At 65.4% G+C, this 17922-nt stretch carries 17 protein-coding genes; 6 read left to right on the forward strand and 11 right to left on the reverse strand.

Annotation, left to right across the window (positions count from 1 at the left end; translation table 11 throughout):
- Window positions 1-73 precede the first annotated feature (73 nt).
- Window positions 74-805, forward strand: a complete 732-nt coding sequence (gene phnF, locus AB7Z56_RS40370) for a phosphonate metabolism transcriptional regulator PhnF (protein ID WP_028151386.1) — start codon at window positions 74-76, stop codon at window positions 803-805.
- A gap of 126 nt (window positions 806-931) precedes the next feature.
- Here phnF and phnE (AB7Z56_RS40375) read toward each other — a convergent pair whose 3' ends face one another.
- From phnE (AB7Z56_RS40375) to phnC, 4 genes are all read right to left on the reverse strand, one after another.
- Window positions 932-1780 (reverse strand): phosphonate ABC transporter, permease protein PhnE, encoded by an 849-nt coding sequence (gene phnE, locus AB7Z56_RS40375; protein ID WP_063985906.1) that lies wholly within the window; start codon window positions 1778-1780, stop codon window positions 932-934.
- Complete coding sequence (phnE, locus tag AB7Z56_RS40380) at window positions 1777-2661, reverse strand: phosphonate ABC transporter, permease protein PhnE (RefSeq protein WP_231143682.1); 885 nt, start codon at window positions 2659-2661, stop codon at window positions 1777-1779. Before phnE (AB7Z56_RS40380) ends, phnE (AB7Z56_RS40375) begins: the two co-directional genes overlap by 4 nt.
- A 76-nt stretch (window positions 2662-2737) precedes the next feature.
- Window positions 2738-3673, reverse strand: a complete 936-nt coding sequence (gene phnD, locus AB7Z56_RS40385; RefSeq protein WP_283017790.1) for a phosphonate ABC transporter substrate-binding protein — start codon at window positions 3671-3673, stop codon at window positions 2738-2740.
- Window positions 3674-3732: 59 nt separating this feature from the next.
- Window positions 3733-4542, reverse strand: a complete 810-nt coding sequence (gene phnC / locus AB7Z56_RS40390) for a phosphonate ABC transporter ATP-binding protein (RefSeq protein WP_283017791.1) — start codon at window positions 4540-4542, stop codon at window positions 3733-3735.
- Window positions 4543-4716: 174 nt separating this feature from the next.
- Here phnC and AB7Z56_RS40395 point away from each other — a divergent pair, with 174 nt between their 5' ends.
- From AB7Z56_RS40395 to AB7Z56_RS40405, 3 genes are read left to right on the forward strand one after another with little or no spacing between them, the layout of a single operon-like run.
- Entirely contained in the window at window positions 4717-5388 is a 672-nt protein-coding gene (locus AB7Z56_RS40395; RefSeq protein WP_063985907.1) for a chloramphenicol acetyltransferase, read from the forward strand.
- Window positions 5385-6578, forward strand: coding sequence for an alpha-D-ribose 1-methylphosphonate 5-triphosphate diphosphatase (locus AB7Z56_RS40400; RefSeq protein WP_063979770.1), 1194 nt, complete (start codon window positions 5385-5387; stop codon window positions 6576-6578). The genes AB7Z56_RS40395 and AB7Z56_RS40400 overlap by 4 nt, the downstream gene beginning before the upstream one ends.
- Window positions 6579-6596: 18 nt before the next feature.
- Window positions 6597-7295, forward strand: coding sequence for a DUF1045 domain-containing protein (locus tag AB7Z56_RS40405; protein WP_063979771.1), 699 nt, complete (start codon window positions 6597-6599; stop codon window positions 7293-7295).
- Window positions 7296-7298: 3 nt separating this feature from the next.
- Here AB7Z56_RS40405 and AB7Z56_RS40410 read toward each other — a convergent pair whose 3' ends face one another.
- From AB7Z56_RS40410 to AB7Z56_RS40440, 7 genes are all read right to left on the reverse strand, one after another.
- Window positions 7299-7907, reverse strand: coding sequence for a hypothetical protein (locus AB7Z56_RS40410; protein ID WP_085965313.1), 609 nt, complete (start codon window positions 7905-7907; stop codon window positions 7299-7301).
- Between the two features lie 83 nt (window positions 7908-7990).
- Complete coding sequence (locus tag AB7Z56_RS40415; protein ID WP_028159106.1) at window positions 7991-9391, reverse strand: selenium-binding protein SBP56-related protein; 1401 nt, start codon at window positions 9389-9391, stop codon at window positions 7991-7993.
- 292 nt (window positions 9392-9683) lie between these two features.
- A complete protein-coding gene (locus AB7Z56_RS40420) occupies window positions 9684-10622 on the reverse strand; it encodes a dihydrodipicolinate synthase family protein (protein WP_028148940.1) in 939 nt (312 codons plus the stop codon).
- A 117-nt stretch (window positions 10623-10739) separates the two neighbouring features.
- A complete protein-coding gene (locus AB7Z56_RS40425; RefSeq protein ID WP_063985908.1) occupies window positions 10740-12821 on the reverse strand; it encodes a methyl-accepting chemotaxis protein in 2082 nt (693 codons plus the stop codon).
- Between the two features lie 121 nt (window positions 12822-12942).
- On the reverse strand, window positions 12943-13713 hold the full coding sequence (locus AB7Z56_RS40430) for an enoyl-CoA hydratase (RefSeq protein WP_063979773.1): 771 nt from the start codon (window positions 13711-13713) through the stop codon (window positions 12943-12945).
- Window positions 13714-13724: 11 nt separating this feature from the next.
- Window positions 13725-14174, reverse strand: coding sequence for a MarR family winged helix-turn-helix transcriptional regulator (locus tag AB7Z56_RS40435; protein WP_063979774.1), 450 nt, complete (start codon window positions 14172-14174; stop codon window positions 13725-13727).
- 45 nt (window positions 14175-14219) lie between these two features.
- Window positions 14220-14873 carry a TetR/AcrR family transcriptional regulator gene (locus tag AB7Z56_RS40440; protein WP_063979775.1) on the reverse strand — a complete coding sequence of 218 codons (654 nt, stop codon included), beginning with the start codon at window positions 14871-14873 and terminating at the stop codon, window positions 14220-14222.
- 91 nt (window positions 14874-14964) lie between these two features.
- Here AB7Z56_RS40440 and AB7Z56_RS40445 point away from each other — a divergent pair, with 91 nt between their 5' ends.
- Together AB7Z56_RS40445 and AB7Z56_RS40450 are read left to right on the forward strand one after the other, a co-directional pair.
- Entirely contained in the window at window positions 14965-16224 is a 1260-nt protein-coding gene (locus AB7Z56_RS40445; RefSeq protein WP_063979776.1) for an HlyD family secretion protein, read from the forward strand.
- Window positions 16172-17785 (forward strand): MDR family MFS transporter, encoded by a 1614-nt coding sequence (locus AB7Z56_RS40450; RefSeq protein WP_063979777.1) that lies wholly within the window; start codon window positions 16172-16174, stop codon window positions 17783-17785. The genes AB7Z56_RS40445 and AB7Z56_RS40450 overlap by 53 nt, the downstream gene beginning before the upstream one ends.
- The last annotated feature ends 137 nt before the right edge of the window (window positions 17786-17922 follow it).

Raw genomic sequence — 17922 nt, forward strand, 5'->3', positions numbered from 1 at the left:
GACAACTTGATACGGAAGCGCCATGACTGTTTCGTGACAAACGTGTGATTTCTGAAGTAGGCTTCTCGGCGACATGAGCATGCAGGACACAGCCTCTTCGGGCGTCGCGCTGTGGCGCCTCGTTGCCGACGGCATCGAGCGCGGCATCGCCGACGGCCGCTTTGCAGCCGGCGACAAGCTGCCGGGCGAGATGGAGATCGCCGAGACCTATCGCGTGAACCGCCACACCGTGCGGCGCGCGCTGGCCGCACTTGCCGAGCGCGGCATCGTGCGCGCCGAACGCGGCAGCGGAACCTATGTCGAGGCGCAGCGCCTCGCTTATCCCTTGCGCTCGCGCACCCGCTTCTCCGAGATCGTCGGCGCCGACGGCCGCGAACCGCATGGCCGGCTGATCGAGGCGTCCGACGACGTCGCGACCCGCGAACTGGCGCGCGAACTGGGATTGAAGGCCGGCGCGCCGCTGGTGCGGATCGAGGCGATCCGCCTCGCCGACCGCACGCCGATCTGCGTCTCCACCACCTGGCTGTCAGCGGAATTGTTTCCGGGCGCGGGTGAGGTATTCGCCGCGACGCGCTCGATGACGAAACTGCTCGAGCATTACGGCGTCCGCGACTACAGCCGCGGCGCGACCCGGATCACCGCCGGCATCGTGGACGCAACCGATGCCGCGCGGCTCGATCTGCCGCTGGGACGGCCGATCCTGGTGGTCGACGCGACCGACCACGATCTCGCCGGCAAGCCGCTGGTGACCAAGCACTCGCGCTTTGCAGCGGAGCGGGTGGAGTTTCTGGTGGAGAACGGGTGAGCGGGCGACCACGCAGGGCTCGTAGGGTGGGCAAAGGCGCACTTGCGCCGTGCCCACCATCTCTCCCCGATATCTAAGCAGAAGTGGTGGGCACGCTTCGCTTTGCCCACCCTACGGCGCCGGCGATCAGGCGACAGCTCGCCGCCCAATGATCGCAAACCGCAACTTGCTCGAAATAAAATCGATCGCGGCGACGGCGACCAGAATCATCAGGATCAGGAACGACACCCGCTGCCATTCCAGCACGCGGATCTGCTCGGCGAGTTGGAGGCCGATGCCGCCGGCGCCGACGATGCCGATGATGGTGGCCGAGCGCGTGTTGGATTCGATGAAATAGAGCACCTGGCCGGCGATCACGGGCAGCACCTGCGGCAGCAGGCCGAAGCGGATTTCGTGCAAAGCACTGCCGCCGGAGGCGCGGACGCCTTCGACCTGCTTCTGGTCGGCGCCCTCGATCGCCTCCGAGAACAGTTTGCCGAACGCGCCGAAATCCGACACGGCGATGGCGAGCACGCCGGCGAACGGACCAAGCCCGACGACGTTAATCCACACCAGCGCCCAGATCAGGGTGTCGACGCCGCGGATCGAATCCAGGAAACGGCGGACCGGAAAACGCAGGATCTGCGAAGGTATGACGTTGCGCGCGGCCAGCAGGCTGACCGGAAGCGCGAACAGCGCGGCGAGCGTCGTGCCGAGCAGCGCGATCGACAGCGTCTCACCCAGCGCTTTCAGATAGACCGGCAGCGAAGAGCCCGGATCGGGCGGGATCATCATCAGGCCGATCCAGCCGAGCTGGCTCAGCCCTGCGAAGAATCGCGACGGCGAGAAGTCGAGATCGACGAGGCCGTAAACCAGGATCGCAAACGCCGCGACGATCATCGCCGGCATCGCGAGCCGCGCCGAGGCGGGGCGATCGAACACATCGGGGTAGCGCGCGCGAAGCTCTCGCGTGTCGACCTCCTGCGGTCTCGTCACGTCCGTGCCTCCTTGCCGAACAGACGGCCGCGTAGCCAGCCCGTAGTGATGTCGATGATGAAGACCGTGATGATGATGGTGAGCAGGATGGCACTGACGTCGGAGTAATAGAACTTGCGGATGGCGACGACGAGCTCCTGGCCGATGCCGCCGGCGCCGACGAAGCCCATGACGGAGGCTTCACGGACGTTGATCTCGAAGCGCAGCAGCGCGTAGCTGGCATACCCCGCCGTCACCTGCGGCACGATCGCAAAGCGCATGCAGGAGAGCCAGCTCGCGCCGGTCGAACGGATGCCCTCGACCGGCTTCATGTCGGCATTCTCGACGATCTCGGAGAACAGTTTGCCGAGCGCGCCGGTGGAGTGGATCGCGATCGCGAGCACGCCGGCCATCGGCCCGAGCCCGAAGGCAATCACGAAGATCAGCGCGAAGACGATGCCCGGCACGGTGCGGGCGAATTCGAGCAGGCGACGCACCACGAAGCGCAGCCAGGGCGACGGTGAGGTGTTCTCAGCCGCGAAGAAATTCAAGGCGAAGGCCAAGGTCGCGCCGATCAGCGTGCCGACGTAGGAGATCAGCAGCGTCTCGCCCAGCATCTTCAGCCATTTGCGCCAGCCCCACAGCCACTCGCCGGCATCGGTCCAGACCCGCTGGCCGCTATCGAGCGTGAGGATGCGGTCGAAATAGCTGATGAAATTGCCGAAATGGGCAAAGAAGGTGCGCAGGTTCACTTCCGCGCCGATCGCGGCAAGAAACAGCGCTGCGGCAAAGATCACCAGCCCCAAAAGGAGTCGGAGCCGCTTGCGCGCGACCGCCTGGCGATAGGCCGCGTTGAGCACGGCGAGCTGCTGCTCGGGGAGGATCGAAACCGCGACGGTCATCTGGCCAGGGAAGGTAGTCGATCAAAGAGAAAGAGCCGGGTCCATCGACCCGGCTCCAGTGCTATCGTCCCGAAACTCAGGACGCCTTCTTCTTACGCAGTGCATCGACGAACTTGATCAGCTCGATCGTGCCATCCCAGTCCTTGGTGGTGGCGGGATGAAAACCCTTCTTCTGGCCGTCCTGGAGGCGATCGAAGGCCGCCTTGTCCTTGGCCGGCGCGTCGAAGAACGCCTTGGCGATCGCCGCCTTGGCATCTTCCGGCAGGTCGGAATTGTAGGCGTAGGGGCCGTTGATGATCGGCGCCGACTTGTGGATGATGCGGAAATCGTCCTTCTTCATCGGCGAGCCGTCGGCATTCTTCAGCATGCCCTTGGTCAGCATCTGCGCCAGCGTGGAATCGTCATCGCTGGTCCACTGGTTGGCCGCAACGTCGACCGTGCCCTGCGCCAGCGCCAGGATCGCGTTCTCGTGGCTGCCGGTGAAGACGACCTTGCTGAAATAGGTGTCGGCATCCGTGATGCCCATCTTGTCGAGCTCGAAGCGCGGCACGTTGTTGCCGGAGGTCGAGTTCGGATCGACGAGGCCGAGGTTCTTGCCCTTGAGCTGGTCGACGCTCTTGTAGGGGCTGCTCGCCTTGACGAAGAACACAGAGTAGTAGCCGGTCGAACCGTCGGCGTTGATGTCGTTGGCGAAGGCATCGGTCTTGACGCCGGTCAGGCGGGCGCGGGCGAATGACGCCGAGCCGTAGCTGGCGATATAAATGTTGCCGGCGCGCTGGCCCTCGATGACGGCGGCGTAGTCGTTGGCGATGCGCAGCGTGACCTTCACGCCCAATTCCTTGGAGAGATAGTTCATGAACGGCGCCCAGCGCTCGGTCACGCCCGAGGCGTTTTCCGCCGGAATGACCGCGAAGGTCAGTTCGGGGTATTTGGCTTTCCAGTCGTCGGCGGAGGCCGAAGTCGTGAACGCGAGCGCGGCGGCGCCGGCAAGAACCAGTCTGCGAGTGATCATGATACCCTCTTCATCGGTTGGGGTCGGTTGACGCAAAAATTGGCAACTACAGGCGCAGCTCAGGCAGCCGCGGCCGTTCCGAGCGCCGGCACACCCTCAGGCACCGGCACGGGCATTCCGCCCATGACGTCGGAGGCTTCGAGATCGTAGAGCTCGCGCGCGACGTCGTCGGTCAATTCGGCAGGCGCGCCGTCGAACACCACGCGCCCCTGCGCCATGCCGATCAGGCGATCGCAATAGCTGCGCGCCAGATCGAGCGAATGCAGGTTGCAGAGCACGGTGATGCCGAAATGCTTGTTGATGCGCAGCAGCGCATCCATCACGATCTTGGTGTTGCGCGGGTCGAGCGAGGCGATCGGCTCGTCGGCGAGGATGATGTCGGGCTGCTGCACCAGTGCGCGGGCGATCGCAACACGCTGCTGCTGGCCGCCGGAGAGCTGGTCGGCGCGCTGGGCGGCGAGTGAGGCGATATCGAACTGTTCGAGCGCCGACATCGCCAGCGCCTTGTCGTGCTCGGGCCAGGTCTGCGTCAGCGAGCGCCAGGCCGGCATCGTCGCGAGGCGCCCCATCAGCACGTTGGTGAGCACATCGAGCCGGCCGACGAGGTTGAACTGCTGGAAAATCATCGCCGAGCGCGCCCGCCACTGCCGCAATTCCTTGCCGCGCAACGCGGTGACGTCGAGGCCGTCGAACAGGATGCGGCCCTGCGTCGGCGTCGCCAGGCGATTGATCATGCGCAGCATGGTCGACTTGCCGGCGCCGGAGCGCCCGATCACACCGACGAAGCCGCCGGGGGAGATTTGAAACGAAGCGTCGTCCACCGCGGCTTTTGCGCCGAAGCGGCACGTCAGACCTTCAACCACCAGCATAGAGGGCTCCAGAGTAGCTGGCTGCCACCGCTAGCGCCGGCACTTGACACTTGTGTGACACGCGGATCGCGCTGCGGCGATCCTACACACCTCTTCCCCTGTCATCGCATCGTCATGACGTTGTCATCAGGGCACTCGAAGAGGTACGCCCGCCCTCGACCTATCGGATGTAGCATGGCCGGCAAAACGCTCTCGGTTCAACCGACCATCGACCCTTCGGCGAAGCTGCATGAGACCAGGCTCGGCACCTATACCGAGGTCGGTGCGCGCACGATCCTCACTGAAGTCACGATGGGCGATTACTCCTATGTCGTGAACGACGCCCAGATCACCTACACCACGATCGGAAAATTCTGCTCGATCGCGGCGATGACGCGCATCAATCCCGGCAATCATCCGATGCATCGCGCCACGCAGGCGCATTTCACCTATCGTTCCAGCGCCTACTTCGAAGGCGAGAGCGACGACACCGAGTTCTTCGACTGGCGGCGCCAGCATCACGTTCATATCGGCCACGACGTCTGGATCGGCCATGGCGCGATCGTGCTGCCCGGCCGCAACATCGGCACCGGCGCGGTGATCGCGGCGGGCGCCATCGTCACCAAGGACGTGCCGGCCTACACCATCGTCGCCGGCAATCCGGCGCGCATCGTGCGGCGGCGGTTCTCGGAAGACGTCGCCGGACGGCTGGCCCAACTCGCCTGGTGGGACTGGGATCACGACAAATTGCGTGAAGCACTGCCCGATTTCCGCAAGCTCGGGATTGAAGATTTCCTCTCGGCATATGAAGCACGGGCAAGCTCCCTCACCCGTTCCCCTGCCAGCAAACGAAGCGCGGTCGCTTGACAGACATCTTCCTTGAGGGCGGCCGGGCCCTGATCGGCTCCGAGCTCGTCGAAACTTCCATTCTGGTGTCCGGCGCGGACATTGCGCAGGTCGATGCCTCTCGCGGCCGTGCGCGGCTGGCGATCGATGCGCGCAACCTGCTGGTGCTGCCCGGCATCGTCGATCTGCATGGCGATGCCTTCGAGCGCCAGATGATGCCGCGCGCCGGCGTCGACTTCCCGATCGACGTCGCGCTCGCCGACAGTGACCGCCAGGCGATCAGCAACGGCATCACCACCGTCTTTCACGCCACGACCTGTTCGTGGGAGCCGGGCCTGCGCAGCGCCGGCAATGCGCGCGCCCTGATGGAGGCGATCGAGCGGCAGCGCCCGCAATTCGCCGCCGATACCCGTTTCCACCTGCGGCACGAGACCTACAATCTCGAGGCCGAGGCCGAGATAAGCCAGTGGCTCGCCGAGGGCCGCGTCGACCTGTTCGCCTTCAACGACCACATGGACGGCACCGTTGCCGACATGGCCAAGCCGCGCAAGCGCAACCGCATGGTGGAGCGCACCGGCCTCTCGGGCGAGGAATTCGACCGGCTGGTCGAGCGTGTGCTTTCGCGCGCCAGTGAAGTGCCGGCTTCCGTGTCGCGGCTTGCCGCAACTGCCCGCGCGGCCGAGGTGCGGATGCTCTCGCATGACGATGCGACGCCGGCGATGCGGCAGGAGTTTCGCGAGCTGGGCGCTGACATCGCGGAGTTTCCGATCAGCGAGGAGACCGCGCGAGCGGCCGCGGCCGCGGGCGATGCGATCGTCTACGGTGCGCCGAACGTCGTGCGCGGCGGCAGCCATACCGGCTGGACCCGGGCATCCGACATGATCGCGAAGGGGCTCTGCTCGGTGCTGGCGTCGGACTATTACTATCCCGCGCAACTGCTCGCCGCGTTCCGCCTCGCCGCCGACGGTGTGCTGCCGCTGCCGAAGGCCTGGGATCTGGTCTCTGCGGGACCAGCGCGCGCGACCGGCCTTGCCGATCGCGGCGTGCTCGCAGAAGGATGCCGCGCCGACATGCTGCTGGTCGACGACAGCGTGCCGCTGCGGCCGCGGCTGATCGCGGTGGTATCAGGCGGAAAGCTCGTGCATCTCACTGATGCGACGCGACTGCTCGCTGCGGCGGCGACGCCGCGCGAGGCTGTTGTTGCGGCCTGAACCGGTTATGCTCGGGCAATGACAGATTTTCCCCGCTACGCGATCTACTTCGCAGCCGGCGCCGACAGCGCCCTCTCCCGCTTCGGCGCCAAGCTGCTCGGCTATGATGTCTACACCGGTGAGGAGATGCCGTTCCCTGCCGACGCATCGCGTGTTGCGCCGGATTGGCGCGACGTCACGGCCGATCCCCGCAAATACGGTTTCCACGGCACGCTGAAGGCGCCGATGTCGCTGGCGCCAGGCAGGACTGAAGCCGAGCTCGTCGCAGCCTGCGCGGCCTTTGCCGGCAAGGCGCGGCCGATGCCGTCAATCCGTCCGGTCGTCGACTCCATCAGCGGCTTCATTGCGGTGATTCCGACCGAGCCGGTGGGCGCGCTCCAGCAACTTGCCGCCGATTGCGTCCGCGAATTCGACGACTTCCGCGCGCCCATGACGGCGGAAGACCGCGCGCGGCGCAAGCCCGACAAGCTCACTGAGCGGCAGCGCGACTATCTCGACCGCTGGGGTTACCCTTACGTGATGGAAGAATTCCGCTTCCACATGACGCTGACGGGACGCCTGGATGCAGAACGGCGCGGGCCGATCCTGGAGATGCTGCGCGCGAGGTTTGCGACGCTCGGCCTCGAGACGCTGGTGATCGACCGGATCGCGCTGTTCAAGCAGGATGATGCCAGGGCGCGCTTCCGCTTTGTCGGCGAGTGGGCGTTGGCGAAGTAGGACTCAGCGCCAGCTCGCGAGATTGAAGGCAAGCGCCACGGCGCCAACCAGAATGAGGCTGGTCGCCCAGATTGCATCCAGATTGAACCAGCTTCGCGCGACGAACCTCAATCCCAGATAGCGGTAGACCAGCCACGCCAGACATCCGCCGGCACTGACCATGGCGACAACGTGCACCAGGGACACCAGCACCGCCATCCCGAGACTTGTCTTCAGAAGACTTGCCTTCATCAGCGCGCCCGCCGCCTCATGGCCGGCATCGAGCTCGAAGGCCTGGCAGAGCCCGAGATAGATCGGCACGAGCATCAAGGCCGCGCCGTGGGCAATGGCAACGGCGAATGACCAGAGCGCCAATTGCGTTGGCGGAATTCGTGCCAGCGTGCGCGGATGGCGTCGCTCGATCAGCCGATAGACGCCGAAGCCGATGACGAGAAGACTCGCGCCGAGCTGGATCGAACGCTGCCACTCGGCCAGCACGAGCAGGAACGCGAATGGCAGCAGCACGAGAAGTGTTGCCAGGAGATGTCCGGCCGCCAGAGCCCACAACGCGCGGAACAGCGCGCGCGGGCTCTTGTCCATGAGCCCAGCCGAAACGGCGAGCGGCCATCCCATTCCCGGATTGACGCCGTGATAGAGACCGCTCGCAACAAGAGCGAGCCACAGCCAGCCGAGCGGCCAACTCCCGTGCTGCCAGCCTAGGCCGACGGGTAGCAAAAGGAGTCCGTCGAACAATCGCCGCCCTCCAGCCTGATCTGGTGCGCACGATATCCGTCGGGGAAGCTCACGAAATAGTCCTTGGCGAGCTCGAGGCCGCCGTCGCGGCCGACATTGGCCATGACTTCGACGCCCGGAACCCCATCGGGATAGAATTGATCATCCCAGGTGGAATACAGCGAATTGGTCCAGTACACGCGCTTGCCGTCGCGGCTGATCTCGACCATCTGCGGACCGGCCGCAAATGCCTTGCCGTTCGGATGGGGCGTGCGGCGCGCGATGCCGCCGATGTGAACCGAGCCCGCGAGCTTCGGCTTTCGCGGATCACTCACATCGTACTGGCGCATCTCACCAGTGCCCCAGCACGAGACATAGAGAAACCGGTCATCCATCGACAGGTCGATGTCGGTCACCAGCGGTGGCACGGCGCCAAATCCCTGCAGCAGCGGCGGGAGCTTCTCCTTTGGCGCGGGCTCGGGCGGGATCGTCGCCGTCTTCTCCGCATGGAATTTTCCGCCTTCGCGCCACCAGGTCCAGATCGACGCTTCGAGGTTGGTGGTGTCGACCACAACGCCAACGAAGCCGTATTCGCGAACCGGATCGTGCGCGGGCCGCACCTCCAGCGCCATCTGATGATTGGCGCCGAGGTCGATGGTCTGCACGTTGCGACGGGCGCGGAGATCCCAGAAGTGGAGACGATGGCCATATTTGTTCGCCAGCAGATCTTCCGCGACGATCCCGTTCTCGAACTGCGGCGGCAACGCCCATTCGCTCGTCACCATGTAGTCGCGCGGCAGGTTCCACCAGAAATCATAATGCAGTGTCTGCGGACCGCGGTCGATCTCCCACCGTCCAAGGACCTCGAACGTCTCGCAATCCATGATGAAAACGCCTGGAGGCCCGTTGGTGCCGTCCTTGCCGCCGCCGCCCAGCGTGCTCACATAGACGCCGTCCGGCCCGCAATGGATGGTATGCGGCCGCGAGTAGCCGGTCTTCTTGAAGATTTCCTCGGGCTCGATGATCTTGTGGATTTTGGCTTTGGTCGGATCGGGCTTGGTATCGATGATGTAGATCCGCGACGAGCGTATCCCGGGGATGATGAGATAGCGCCGCTCGATGAAGGCGTGTCCGGCGAGCGGAGACAAGGCGGAGGAACAGGCATTCCAGCCGAAGTGATGAAACTCATCGCCCTTGTTGGGCATCGTCACCGTGTGGACGATTTGGCTGTAGGTCGGCGATCCCGGCTTGACGTCGATGACCGCGAGAGCATCCGGTTTTGAGAAATCCGGACTGAGCAGCAGCGTGTAGGCAAAGTTCTCTGCAGGTGCTTCCATCGCCAGCTTAGGCGATGCGTGAAAGGTGGGATCCGGCCTCATCGTCATGGCACTGCCTCCCTGTTTCGTCGGCTCGCTCCAACCTGGCTCGGAATAGCGGCATAATGAAGAGCTGCTCAGCGACGTCTTGAGAAGCTCCGCGGACCTGGTTGGCGAGCGTGCAAGGAGCGTACAATATGTCATCGCCGGCGTGCGGAAAACCGCCCGAACCGCGCTAATTCGACGCCCTCAGCCAGACGGAAGCCGGCGGGATCAGGCCAGCGCGCACCTCACACTCGGCGTCGCCCCCGCGAAGGCGGGGACTGCCGAGAGAGCTAGCGACAACCGAGTGGGTGCGGCGCTACTTCCCCCACCGCAACGCCAGCGCATCCCGCTCCTTCGCGAGTTCCAGCAGCCCTGCCCGCGTTGCCGGGTGCAGCGGCTGGAGCGGATGCCGCACGGCGTCCGATTTGATCACGCCGCCGGCCTGCATCATGGCCTTGCAGGCGATCAGGCCGCATTGGCGGTTTTCGTAGTTGATCAGCGGCAGCCAGCGCTCATAGGCGGCCTTTGCCTCTTCGCGCTTGCCGGCGAAATAGGGATCGATGATCTGGCGGATGCCGTCGGGATAGCCGCCGCCCGTCATCGCGCCGGTGGCGCCGGCGTCGAGATCGGCGAGCAGCGTGATGGCTTCCTCGCCGTCCCACGGTCCCTCGATATCCTTGCCGCCCGCCTCGATCAGGCTGCGGAGCTTTGCCGCCGCGCCCGGCACCTCGATCTTGAAATAGCGGATGTTGGCGAAGTCGCGCGCCAGCCGCGCGAGCAGCTCAACCGACAGCGGCGTTCCGGCAACAGGCGCGTCCTGGATCATGATTGGAATGTTGATCGCGCCGGACAGCACCTTGAAGAACTCGACGATGCCCTTCTCGGGCACGCGGAAGGTCGCGCCGTGATAGGGCGGCATCACCATCACCATCGCGGCCCCCGCCGCCTCCGCCTGCTGGCTGCGCGCCGCGCAGACGGCCGAGCTGAAATGCGTGGTGGTGACGATCACGGGAACCCGGCCCGCGACATGCTCCAGCACCGCATGCATCACGGTTTCGCGCTCGGCATCGGTGAGCACGAACTGCTCGGAGAAATTGGCGAGGATACAGAGACCATTCGAGCCCGCATCGATCATGAAATCGATGCAGCGGCGCTGGCCCTCGAGGTCGAGCTCGCCGCGCTCGTCGAAGATGGTGGGCGCGACCGGGAACACGCCGCGATAGGGGCGCTGGGCGTTGTGTGGGGTGGCCGGCATCGAACTCTCCATCCTTGATACGTCTGTTGCGGCACTCCCGCAGCGCCACAGATGTACCCGCCGCGTGAAGCGGCGGCAATGCCGTTCGCGCGACGCCCAGACGGATGACGATCGAGGTTATGCGGTCTTCACGGCCCCCAAAAAGCCCTCGACCGCGACGCGAAGACGATCGGCATCGCCCGACATCTTCTTCACGGATTCGGACAGCACCGTGCCGGCGTTGCCGGTTTCCTGGTTGAGTCTCGCGACGCTGCCGATGGTGTCGGTGACCTCGCGGGTGCCCTGGGCGGCCTGCTGGAAGTTGCGCGAGATCTCGGTGGTGGCCGCGCGCTGCTCCTCGACGGCGGCTGCGATCGCCGTCATCTTCTCGTCGATGCCGCTGATGGCGCCCCCGATCGAACGGATGGCGGTCACGGCCTGGCCCGTCGCGCCCTGGATCTCCTCGACCTGGCGCGAGATTTCTTCGGTTGCGGTTGCGGTCTGCGCGGCGAGGCTCTTGACCTCGCCGGCGACCACGGCAAAGCCGCGGCCGGCCTCGCCCGCACGCGCCGCTTCGATGGTCGCGTTCAGCGCCAGGAGATTGGTCTGGCCGGCGATGGCGTTGATCATCTTCACGACCTCGCCGATCCGGCTCGCGGTCTGATCGAGGATCTCGACCGTCGCGTTGGTCCGCTCGGCCTGCGACACCGCCTCGCGCGCCTCGCGGGCGCTCAACTGCACCTGTGCGGAGATCTCGCCGACGGATGCGGAGAGTTCCTCGGTCGCGGCCGCGATGGTCTCGAGATTGTTGGTGGCCTGCTCGGCTGCGGAAGAGACTGCCGCGGTCTGGCTGGTCGACTCTGATACCAGCGTGCGCACATCGGTCGCGGTGGCATCGAGCTCCCTCGCCGACGCCGCGACACTGTGGATCACCGCCTGCACGGTGTCGTCGAAGCTGCGGCATGCGTCGTCCACGGTGCCGGAGCGGGCGAGTTGCAACGCCTGCTGCGATTCGCGTTCCTGGCCCAGCCGCTCGGCGGTCGCCGCGCTCTCGCGCAGGCTCTCGAGCGCGGCAGCCATGGTGCCGAACTCGTCGGGATATCGGGATCGCGGCACGGGCGTCGCATAATCACGGGCGCCGATTCGCGCGATGGCGTCGAGGATGGCGCGGACCGGGCGCATCAGGCGATTGCGCACCACGTAGACGCCGGCGAGGGTCACGGCGAGCGCGAGCAGAAACGCGAGCGACTGCACGATGAGGTTGGTGAGCGCCTTGGTCTGCACGGCCTCGGCACGCGCGATCGACTGATCCAGCGCTTTGGTCGCGACCCCGACAATGAGCGGGAACGGCGACTGGCAGAGCGTATTCCACTCCGAAGCGGGCATCGCGGGCTTGCCGCTGCCGTCGAGATTCTTGGTGAGATCGCCGATCTGCTTCAGGACGCCATCGGTCTTGGTCTTCGCGTCCGACGCTGCCGTCACCAGCTCCGCCGTCACGTCGGGCGCGGCCAGCAACTCGGCCATGCCCGCCCAGCCGGAGGCGATCGTGCCGTCCCATTGCGCCACCGACCGCTTCTGAACGTCGTCGAGCGGCTTGCTGCTGTTGATGTTCGAGCGAAGCGACGAACAATGGACCCCATAGCGGTCGCGCACCTGCCAGGCGAAGCGGCGGACCTGGATCATGCGGGCGATGTAGGGATCGTTCATCCAGGCGCGGTTCGACACCGCGGTGGAGGCGAGGTTCGCAGTGTCGATGACCTTGGTGACGGCATCGTACCAGGAATTGGTTCGCTCCATCTTGCGCTCGGCGCGCGGAAGCCTGGCCTCGTCGTAGAACAGCTGGAATTGCGGCGCGGCTTCGTTCCAGCGCTGCTTCAGCGTGCCGGCGAGCTCGTCGCGGCGTGCGAAATCGACGGTCGGGAGTGCAGCGCTGATCCCTTCATAGCCGCCCTGCTCGGCCTTCTCGGCTTCGGCGAGTTTTGCCTTGGGATCGTCCTCGCCAAGGATGGCGCTCTGGGCATCGCCACGATTGTTGCGCAACGCGAGCACGCCATGGAAGATCGCCTTGTCGGCAGCGGCGAGCCGCGCCGTCTCGAGACTGTCGCTGTAGCGACCGAACGCTCCGAACATCTGGATCGCGGTAGAGGCCAGCGCACCGGCGGCCAGCAGAGCCATCAAGGTCAGGAGAAGCGAGCTTACCGATTTCTTAAACATTGCCATGAGTCAGGGGGCCTGCATTGTACTGCCGGCCACCCTGCATCGCGACATGCCAAGGATCGGTTAAGGTTTTAGTCAAATTGCCGGAAGTGCCCGGTCTGTAAGCGCTTTAAGACTAGCGAAATCAGGCAACCTTGGTGAAATCCGGCGGCCGGCGCTCGGCGAAGGCGGTGAAGGCCTCGCGTGCTTCCGCCGTGCGCAAACGCTGCGCGAATTGCTCGCCTTCGGCCTGCATCTGTGCGACCAGCGCCTCGCCGTTGCGCATCAACTTCTTGGTCGCAGTAAGCGCGCCGGCCGGCTGGCGAGCGAGCCGCTGCGCCAGCGCGAGCGCCTCGGCATCGAGCTTGTCGAGCGGCACCACACGGTTGGCAAGGCCCCATTCCAACGCCGACCTCGCCGGTACGGTCTCGCCCAGCGCGAACATCTCGTAGGCGCGGGCGTAGCCGATGCGTGCCGGCATCAGCAGGCTGGAGGCGGCCTCCGGCACCAGCGCGAGGCTGACGAAGGGCGTCGACAATTGCGCGTTGTCGGCGAGCACGACGAGGTCGCAATGCAGCAGCATCGTGGTGCCGACGCCGACGGCGCGGCCCTGCACGGCCGCGACGAGCGGCCGGGTGCAGCGCGCCAGCGACTGGATGAAGCGCACGACGTTACGGCTGCCTTCGGACTTGCCGGCTGCCACGGCGGCGAATTCGCCGACATCGTTGCCGGCGGTGAACATGTCACCCTCGCCGCGGATCAGGATCACGCGGGCGGACGGATCGAACTCGGCGGATTCGATGGTGTCGGCGAGCTTGCCGTACATCGCATCCGTCAGCGCGTTCTTCTTGTCGGGGCGCGCCAGCGTGAGGGTGAGAATTCCGTTGTTGTTCTCGATCCGGACGTGCTCGGTCATGGGTCTCTCCTTTAGTCGTCTGAAGGTCTTGGAAACTTGTCCTGAATGCTGGTCAGCCAGCGCGCGACGATGTCGATCTCCGCGCTGGTAAATCCGTCCGTCAACGCGGCGTTGATCTGCGCCGCGTCAGTCTTCGCCTGCGTCAGCACGGTGCGCCCCTTCGGCGTCAGCCATACGCGCCAGGCCCGGCCATCCTCGCGATCGGCCCGCCGCTCGACCAGCCTCGCCGCAGCACTGCGATCGACGAGGCCTGAGATGCCGGCCGGCCCCATGTCGAGCGCCGCGCCTGCCTCGCCCATCAGCACGCCGTCCTGCTTGCCGAGGATGAACAACAGCCCCGCCTGCGCCGGCGTGACCTCGTTCTGCGGCTGCGCCGCCATCCAGCGCTGCAAACGGCGTTGCGCGACGTTCAGGAGGTAAATAAGCCGATGATGCCTCGCTGCGGCTTCTTTATTTCGCATGCGAAATAGATAGCCGAGCCGAACCGGATTGTCAAAGGGAGACGGCTACGCGGCGCGGCAGCCATCGAGGAACAGCGCCGCGCAGGTTTGCACGCGGCGCTCGATCTGCTTGCGTGACGGCAGCGGCATGCCCCCATAGATCGCCGCGCGCTGCGGCGCCGATGCGACCATGCCGATCAGCATGCCGGCAACTTCCTCCGCATCATCGATGGCGATGCGCTTGCGCTTGACCTGGACACGCAGCCAGCCCGCGAGCGTCCTGACGGTGCGGGAAATGCCGTTGCTGTAGAAGTTGGCGGCGAGCTCGGGGAACGCGGCGGATTCCTGCAGCACCATGCGCTGCAGCGCCACGACCTCAGGATCGAGCGCGAGATCGGCGCAGGCCAGCAGCGCGGCACGCAGGCCCGTCTCGATATCGACCTCGTCGCTTCCTTGCAGATCGACGGCGGAGAGCAGCCGCTCGAGCCTGTCCGCGCACATCGCCTCGAACAGCGCGGCCTTGCCCGGAAACAGGCGATAGAGCGTCTTGGTCGAGATGCCGGCGCGGCGTGCCAGCTCTTCGGTGCTGGTCGCGGCATAGCCGTCGACGGCGAAGGCGTGGCGCCCGGCGTCGAAGACGATCTGCCTCGTCTCCTCGTCGCTGCGCAGTTGCGGCCGCCCGCGGGGGCGGCATTCACCTGATGGCTTTGCCTGAGCCATGCTTTTAAATGACGCCTGTCATTCCATTGACAATTCCAAAGCTAGTCTCATTTTGGAAATCGTCAAGTTTCCTAATTCAGGGGAGCCGGCCATGTCCGTCCACACGACCCCATCTGCTGCGACCCAAACCGCTATTCCAGCAACCGTGCCGGAGGGCGTGCTGCCCACCGCACCGACCGGCGTCCGCCGGCAAAAAATCAATCTCCGCAAGCTGTTGCTGATGGGTGCGGCGATCGTCGCGCTGGCCGGCGCGAGCTGGTACGGCTACGACTACTGGACCGTCGGGCAGTACCTCGTCTCCACCGATGACGCCTATGTGAAGGCTGACAACACCACGATCGCGCCGAAGGTCAGCGGCTACCTCGACCGCGTCCTGGTCGGCGATAACGAGCATGTGAAGGCCGGCCAGGTGCTCGCCAGGATCGACGATCGCGACTTCCGCGTCGCGCTCGACCAGGCCAAGGCCGACGTCGCCGCCGCGAATGCGACGGTGACAAGCAAGCAAGCGCAGCTCGAGGTCCAGGAGGCCGTGATCGCGGCGGCAAGAGCGACCATTGATGTCGACAATGCCGCGAAGGTTTTCGCGAAGCAGGAGAACAAGCGCTACACCGATCTCGCGGCAACGGGTTTCGGCAGCGTGCAGAACGCGCAGCAGGCGCAAGCGCGCGACGCCGGCGCAGACGCGGCGATCCAGCGCGATATCGCCAATCTCACCTCCGCCTTGAAGCAGGTCGATCTCCTCAACGCCGAGATATTGCAAGCCAGGGCCGCCGCCGCACGCGCGGCCGCACTCCAGCGTCAGGCCGAGCTCAATCTCGGCTACACCACAATCGTCTCGCCGATCGACGGCGTGGTCGGCAACCGCTCCTTGCGCGTCGGCCAGTTCGTACAGGCGGGCACGCAGCTGATGGCCATCGTGCCGGCCGAGGGCGCCTATGTGGTCGCCAACTTCAAGGAGACGCAGCTCACCCACGTGCAGGCCGGCCAGGCCGTCGATATCGAGGTCGACACCTTCCCGGGCCAGGTCGTGCACGGCCACGTCGATTCCATCGCGCCGGCGAGCGGCCAGGAGTTCGCGCTGCTGCCGCCCGACAACGCCACCGGCAATTTCACTAAGGTGGTGCAGCGCATCCCCGTCAAGATCGCGCTCGATGCCGCGCACGGTCCCGCGATCGCGCTACGGCCGGGCATGTCGGTGATCCCGACTATTGCAACACGTTCGACCGCGCCGACCGCGAATGCGGCCGTGACGCCCAAGACAAACGTAAAGGCGAAGCTCGTTTCCGGAGGGTCGTGCTATGTCAAACAGCCTCTCACTTTCGACGCCAGCAACACCGGCCGCGACGCCTGATCCGGCAATAGCCGACCCGAACCGCGCGAGTGCCGCGATCTGGATCGCCGTGCTCGCCGCCATGATCGGCTCGTTCATGGCGATCCTGAACATCCAGATCACCAACGCCTCGCTGGCCAACATCGAGGGCGGCATCGGAACCGGCGCCGACAACGGCTCCTGGATCTCGACGTCGTATCTGATCGGCGAGATCATCGTGATCCCGTTGACCGACTATTTGAGCCGCGTGTTCTCGTTCCGCCGCTACATGCTGGCGAGCGCGACGCTGTTCGCGGCGTTCTCGGTCGCCTGCGCCTTCACACATGATTTGCCGTCGATGATCGCGATGCGCGGCCTGCAGGGCTTTGCCGGCGGCGTGCTGATCCCGATGGCGTTCACGCTGGTGCTGACCAAGCTGCCGAAGCCGCAGCAGCCGGTGGGTCTTGCGATCTTCGCGCTGTCCGTCACCTTCGCACCCGCGATCGGCCCGACCATCGGCGGCTATCTCACGGAGAACTACGGCTGGCGTACCATCTTCTTCGTCAACGTGATCCCGACCGCGGTGATGGTGGCGGCGCTCTATCTGACGCTGGAGAAGCAGAAGATGCAGCTCGGTCTCTTGAAGGAAGGCGACTGGGCCGGCATCTTCACCATGGCGATCGGGCTGTCGGCACTGCAGGCCGTGCTCGAGGAAGGCAACAAGGACGACTGGTTCTCCTCGCCCTTCATCGTCAAGCTCGCCGTGATCGCGGCCGTCAGCCTGACGCTGTTCGTCACGATCGAGCTCACGATCGAGAAGCCGCTGATCCGGCTGCGTCTCCTGACGCAGCGTAATTTCGGCTTCGGCACCATTGCGATGACGATGGTCGGCTTCGCGCTGTTCGGCTCGGTCTATATCCTGCCCGCCTATCTCGGCCAGGCGCAGGGCTACAACGCCGAGCAGATCGGCAATGTGCTGGCCTGGACCGGCCTGCCGCAGCTCGTGCTGATCCCGCTGATCCCGAAGCTGATGCAACGCTTCGACACGCGCTATATCGCGATCACCGGCCTTCTGATCTTCGCCTATAGCTGCTTCATGAACACGGCGATGTCGCCGGACTATGCCGGCGACCAGCTCTGGATTCCGAACATCGTGCGTGCCGTGGGACAGGCCATGGTGCTGACGCCGCTGACCTCGGTGCTGACGGGCGGCATCGCGCCGCAGGACGCGGCCGCGGCCTCCGGCATCAGCAACATGTTCCGCAATCTCGGCGGCGCGATCGGCACGGCGACGCTCGCGACCATCATCACCAAGCGCGAGCAGTTCCACTCCAACATCATCGGCCAGTCGGTCACGCTCGGCCGCGAGGAAGTCCGCACCCGCATCGCGCAGATGACGGATTACTTCATGGCCCACGGCGTGCCCGACCCCCACGCCGCGCGCGAGCAGGCCATCATCGCGCTCGGCAAGACGGTCAAGCGCCAGGCGCTGGTGATGGGCTATTCCGACGCCTTTGCCGTGATCGGCATCGTGCTGGTGATCGCCGCGATCGCGGTGCTGCTGACGCGGCGCGTGAAGGCGGCCGGTGGGCCGGTGCATTAGGCTCTTCTTCCCCCTCTCCCCGTTCTTACGGGGAGAAGGTCGGGGTGAGGGGCCTCTCTCCACACGTGAGATCGTCGAGGGACCTGTACCCCCTCACCCGGATCGCAAGAGCGATCCGACCTCTCCCCGCAAGCGGG

The organism is Bradyrhizobium sp. 482_C4_N1_8, from assembly GCF_052075965.1.
Taxonomy (GTDB): Bacteria; Pseudomonadota; Alphaproteobacteria; order Rhizobiales; family Xanthobacteraceae; genus Bradyrhizobium; species Bradyrhizobium barranii.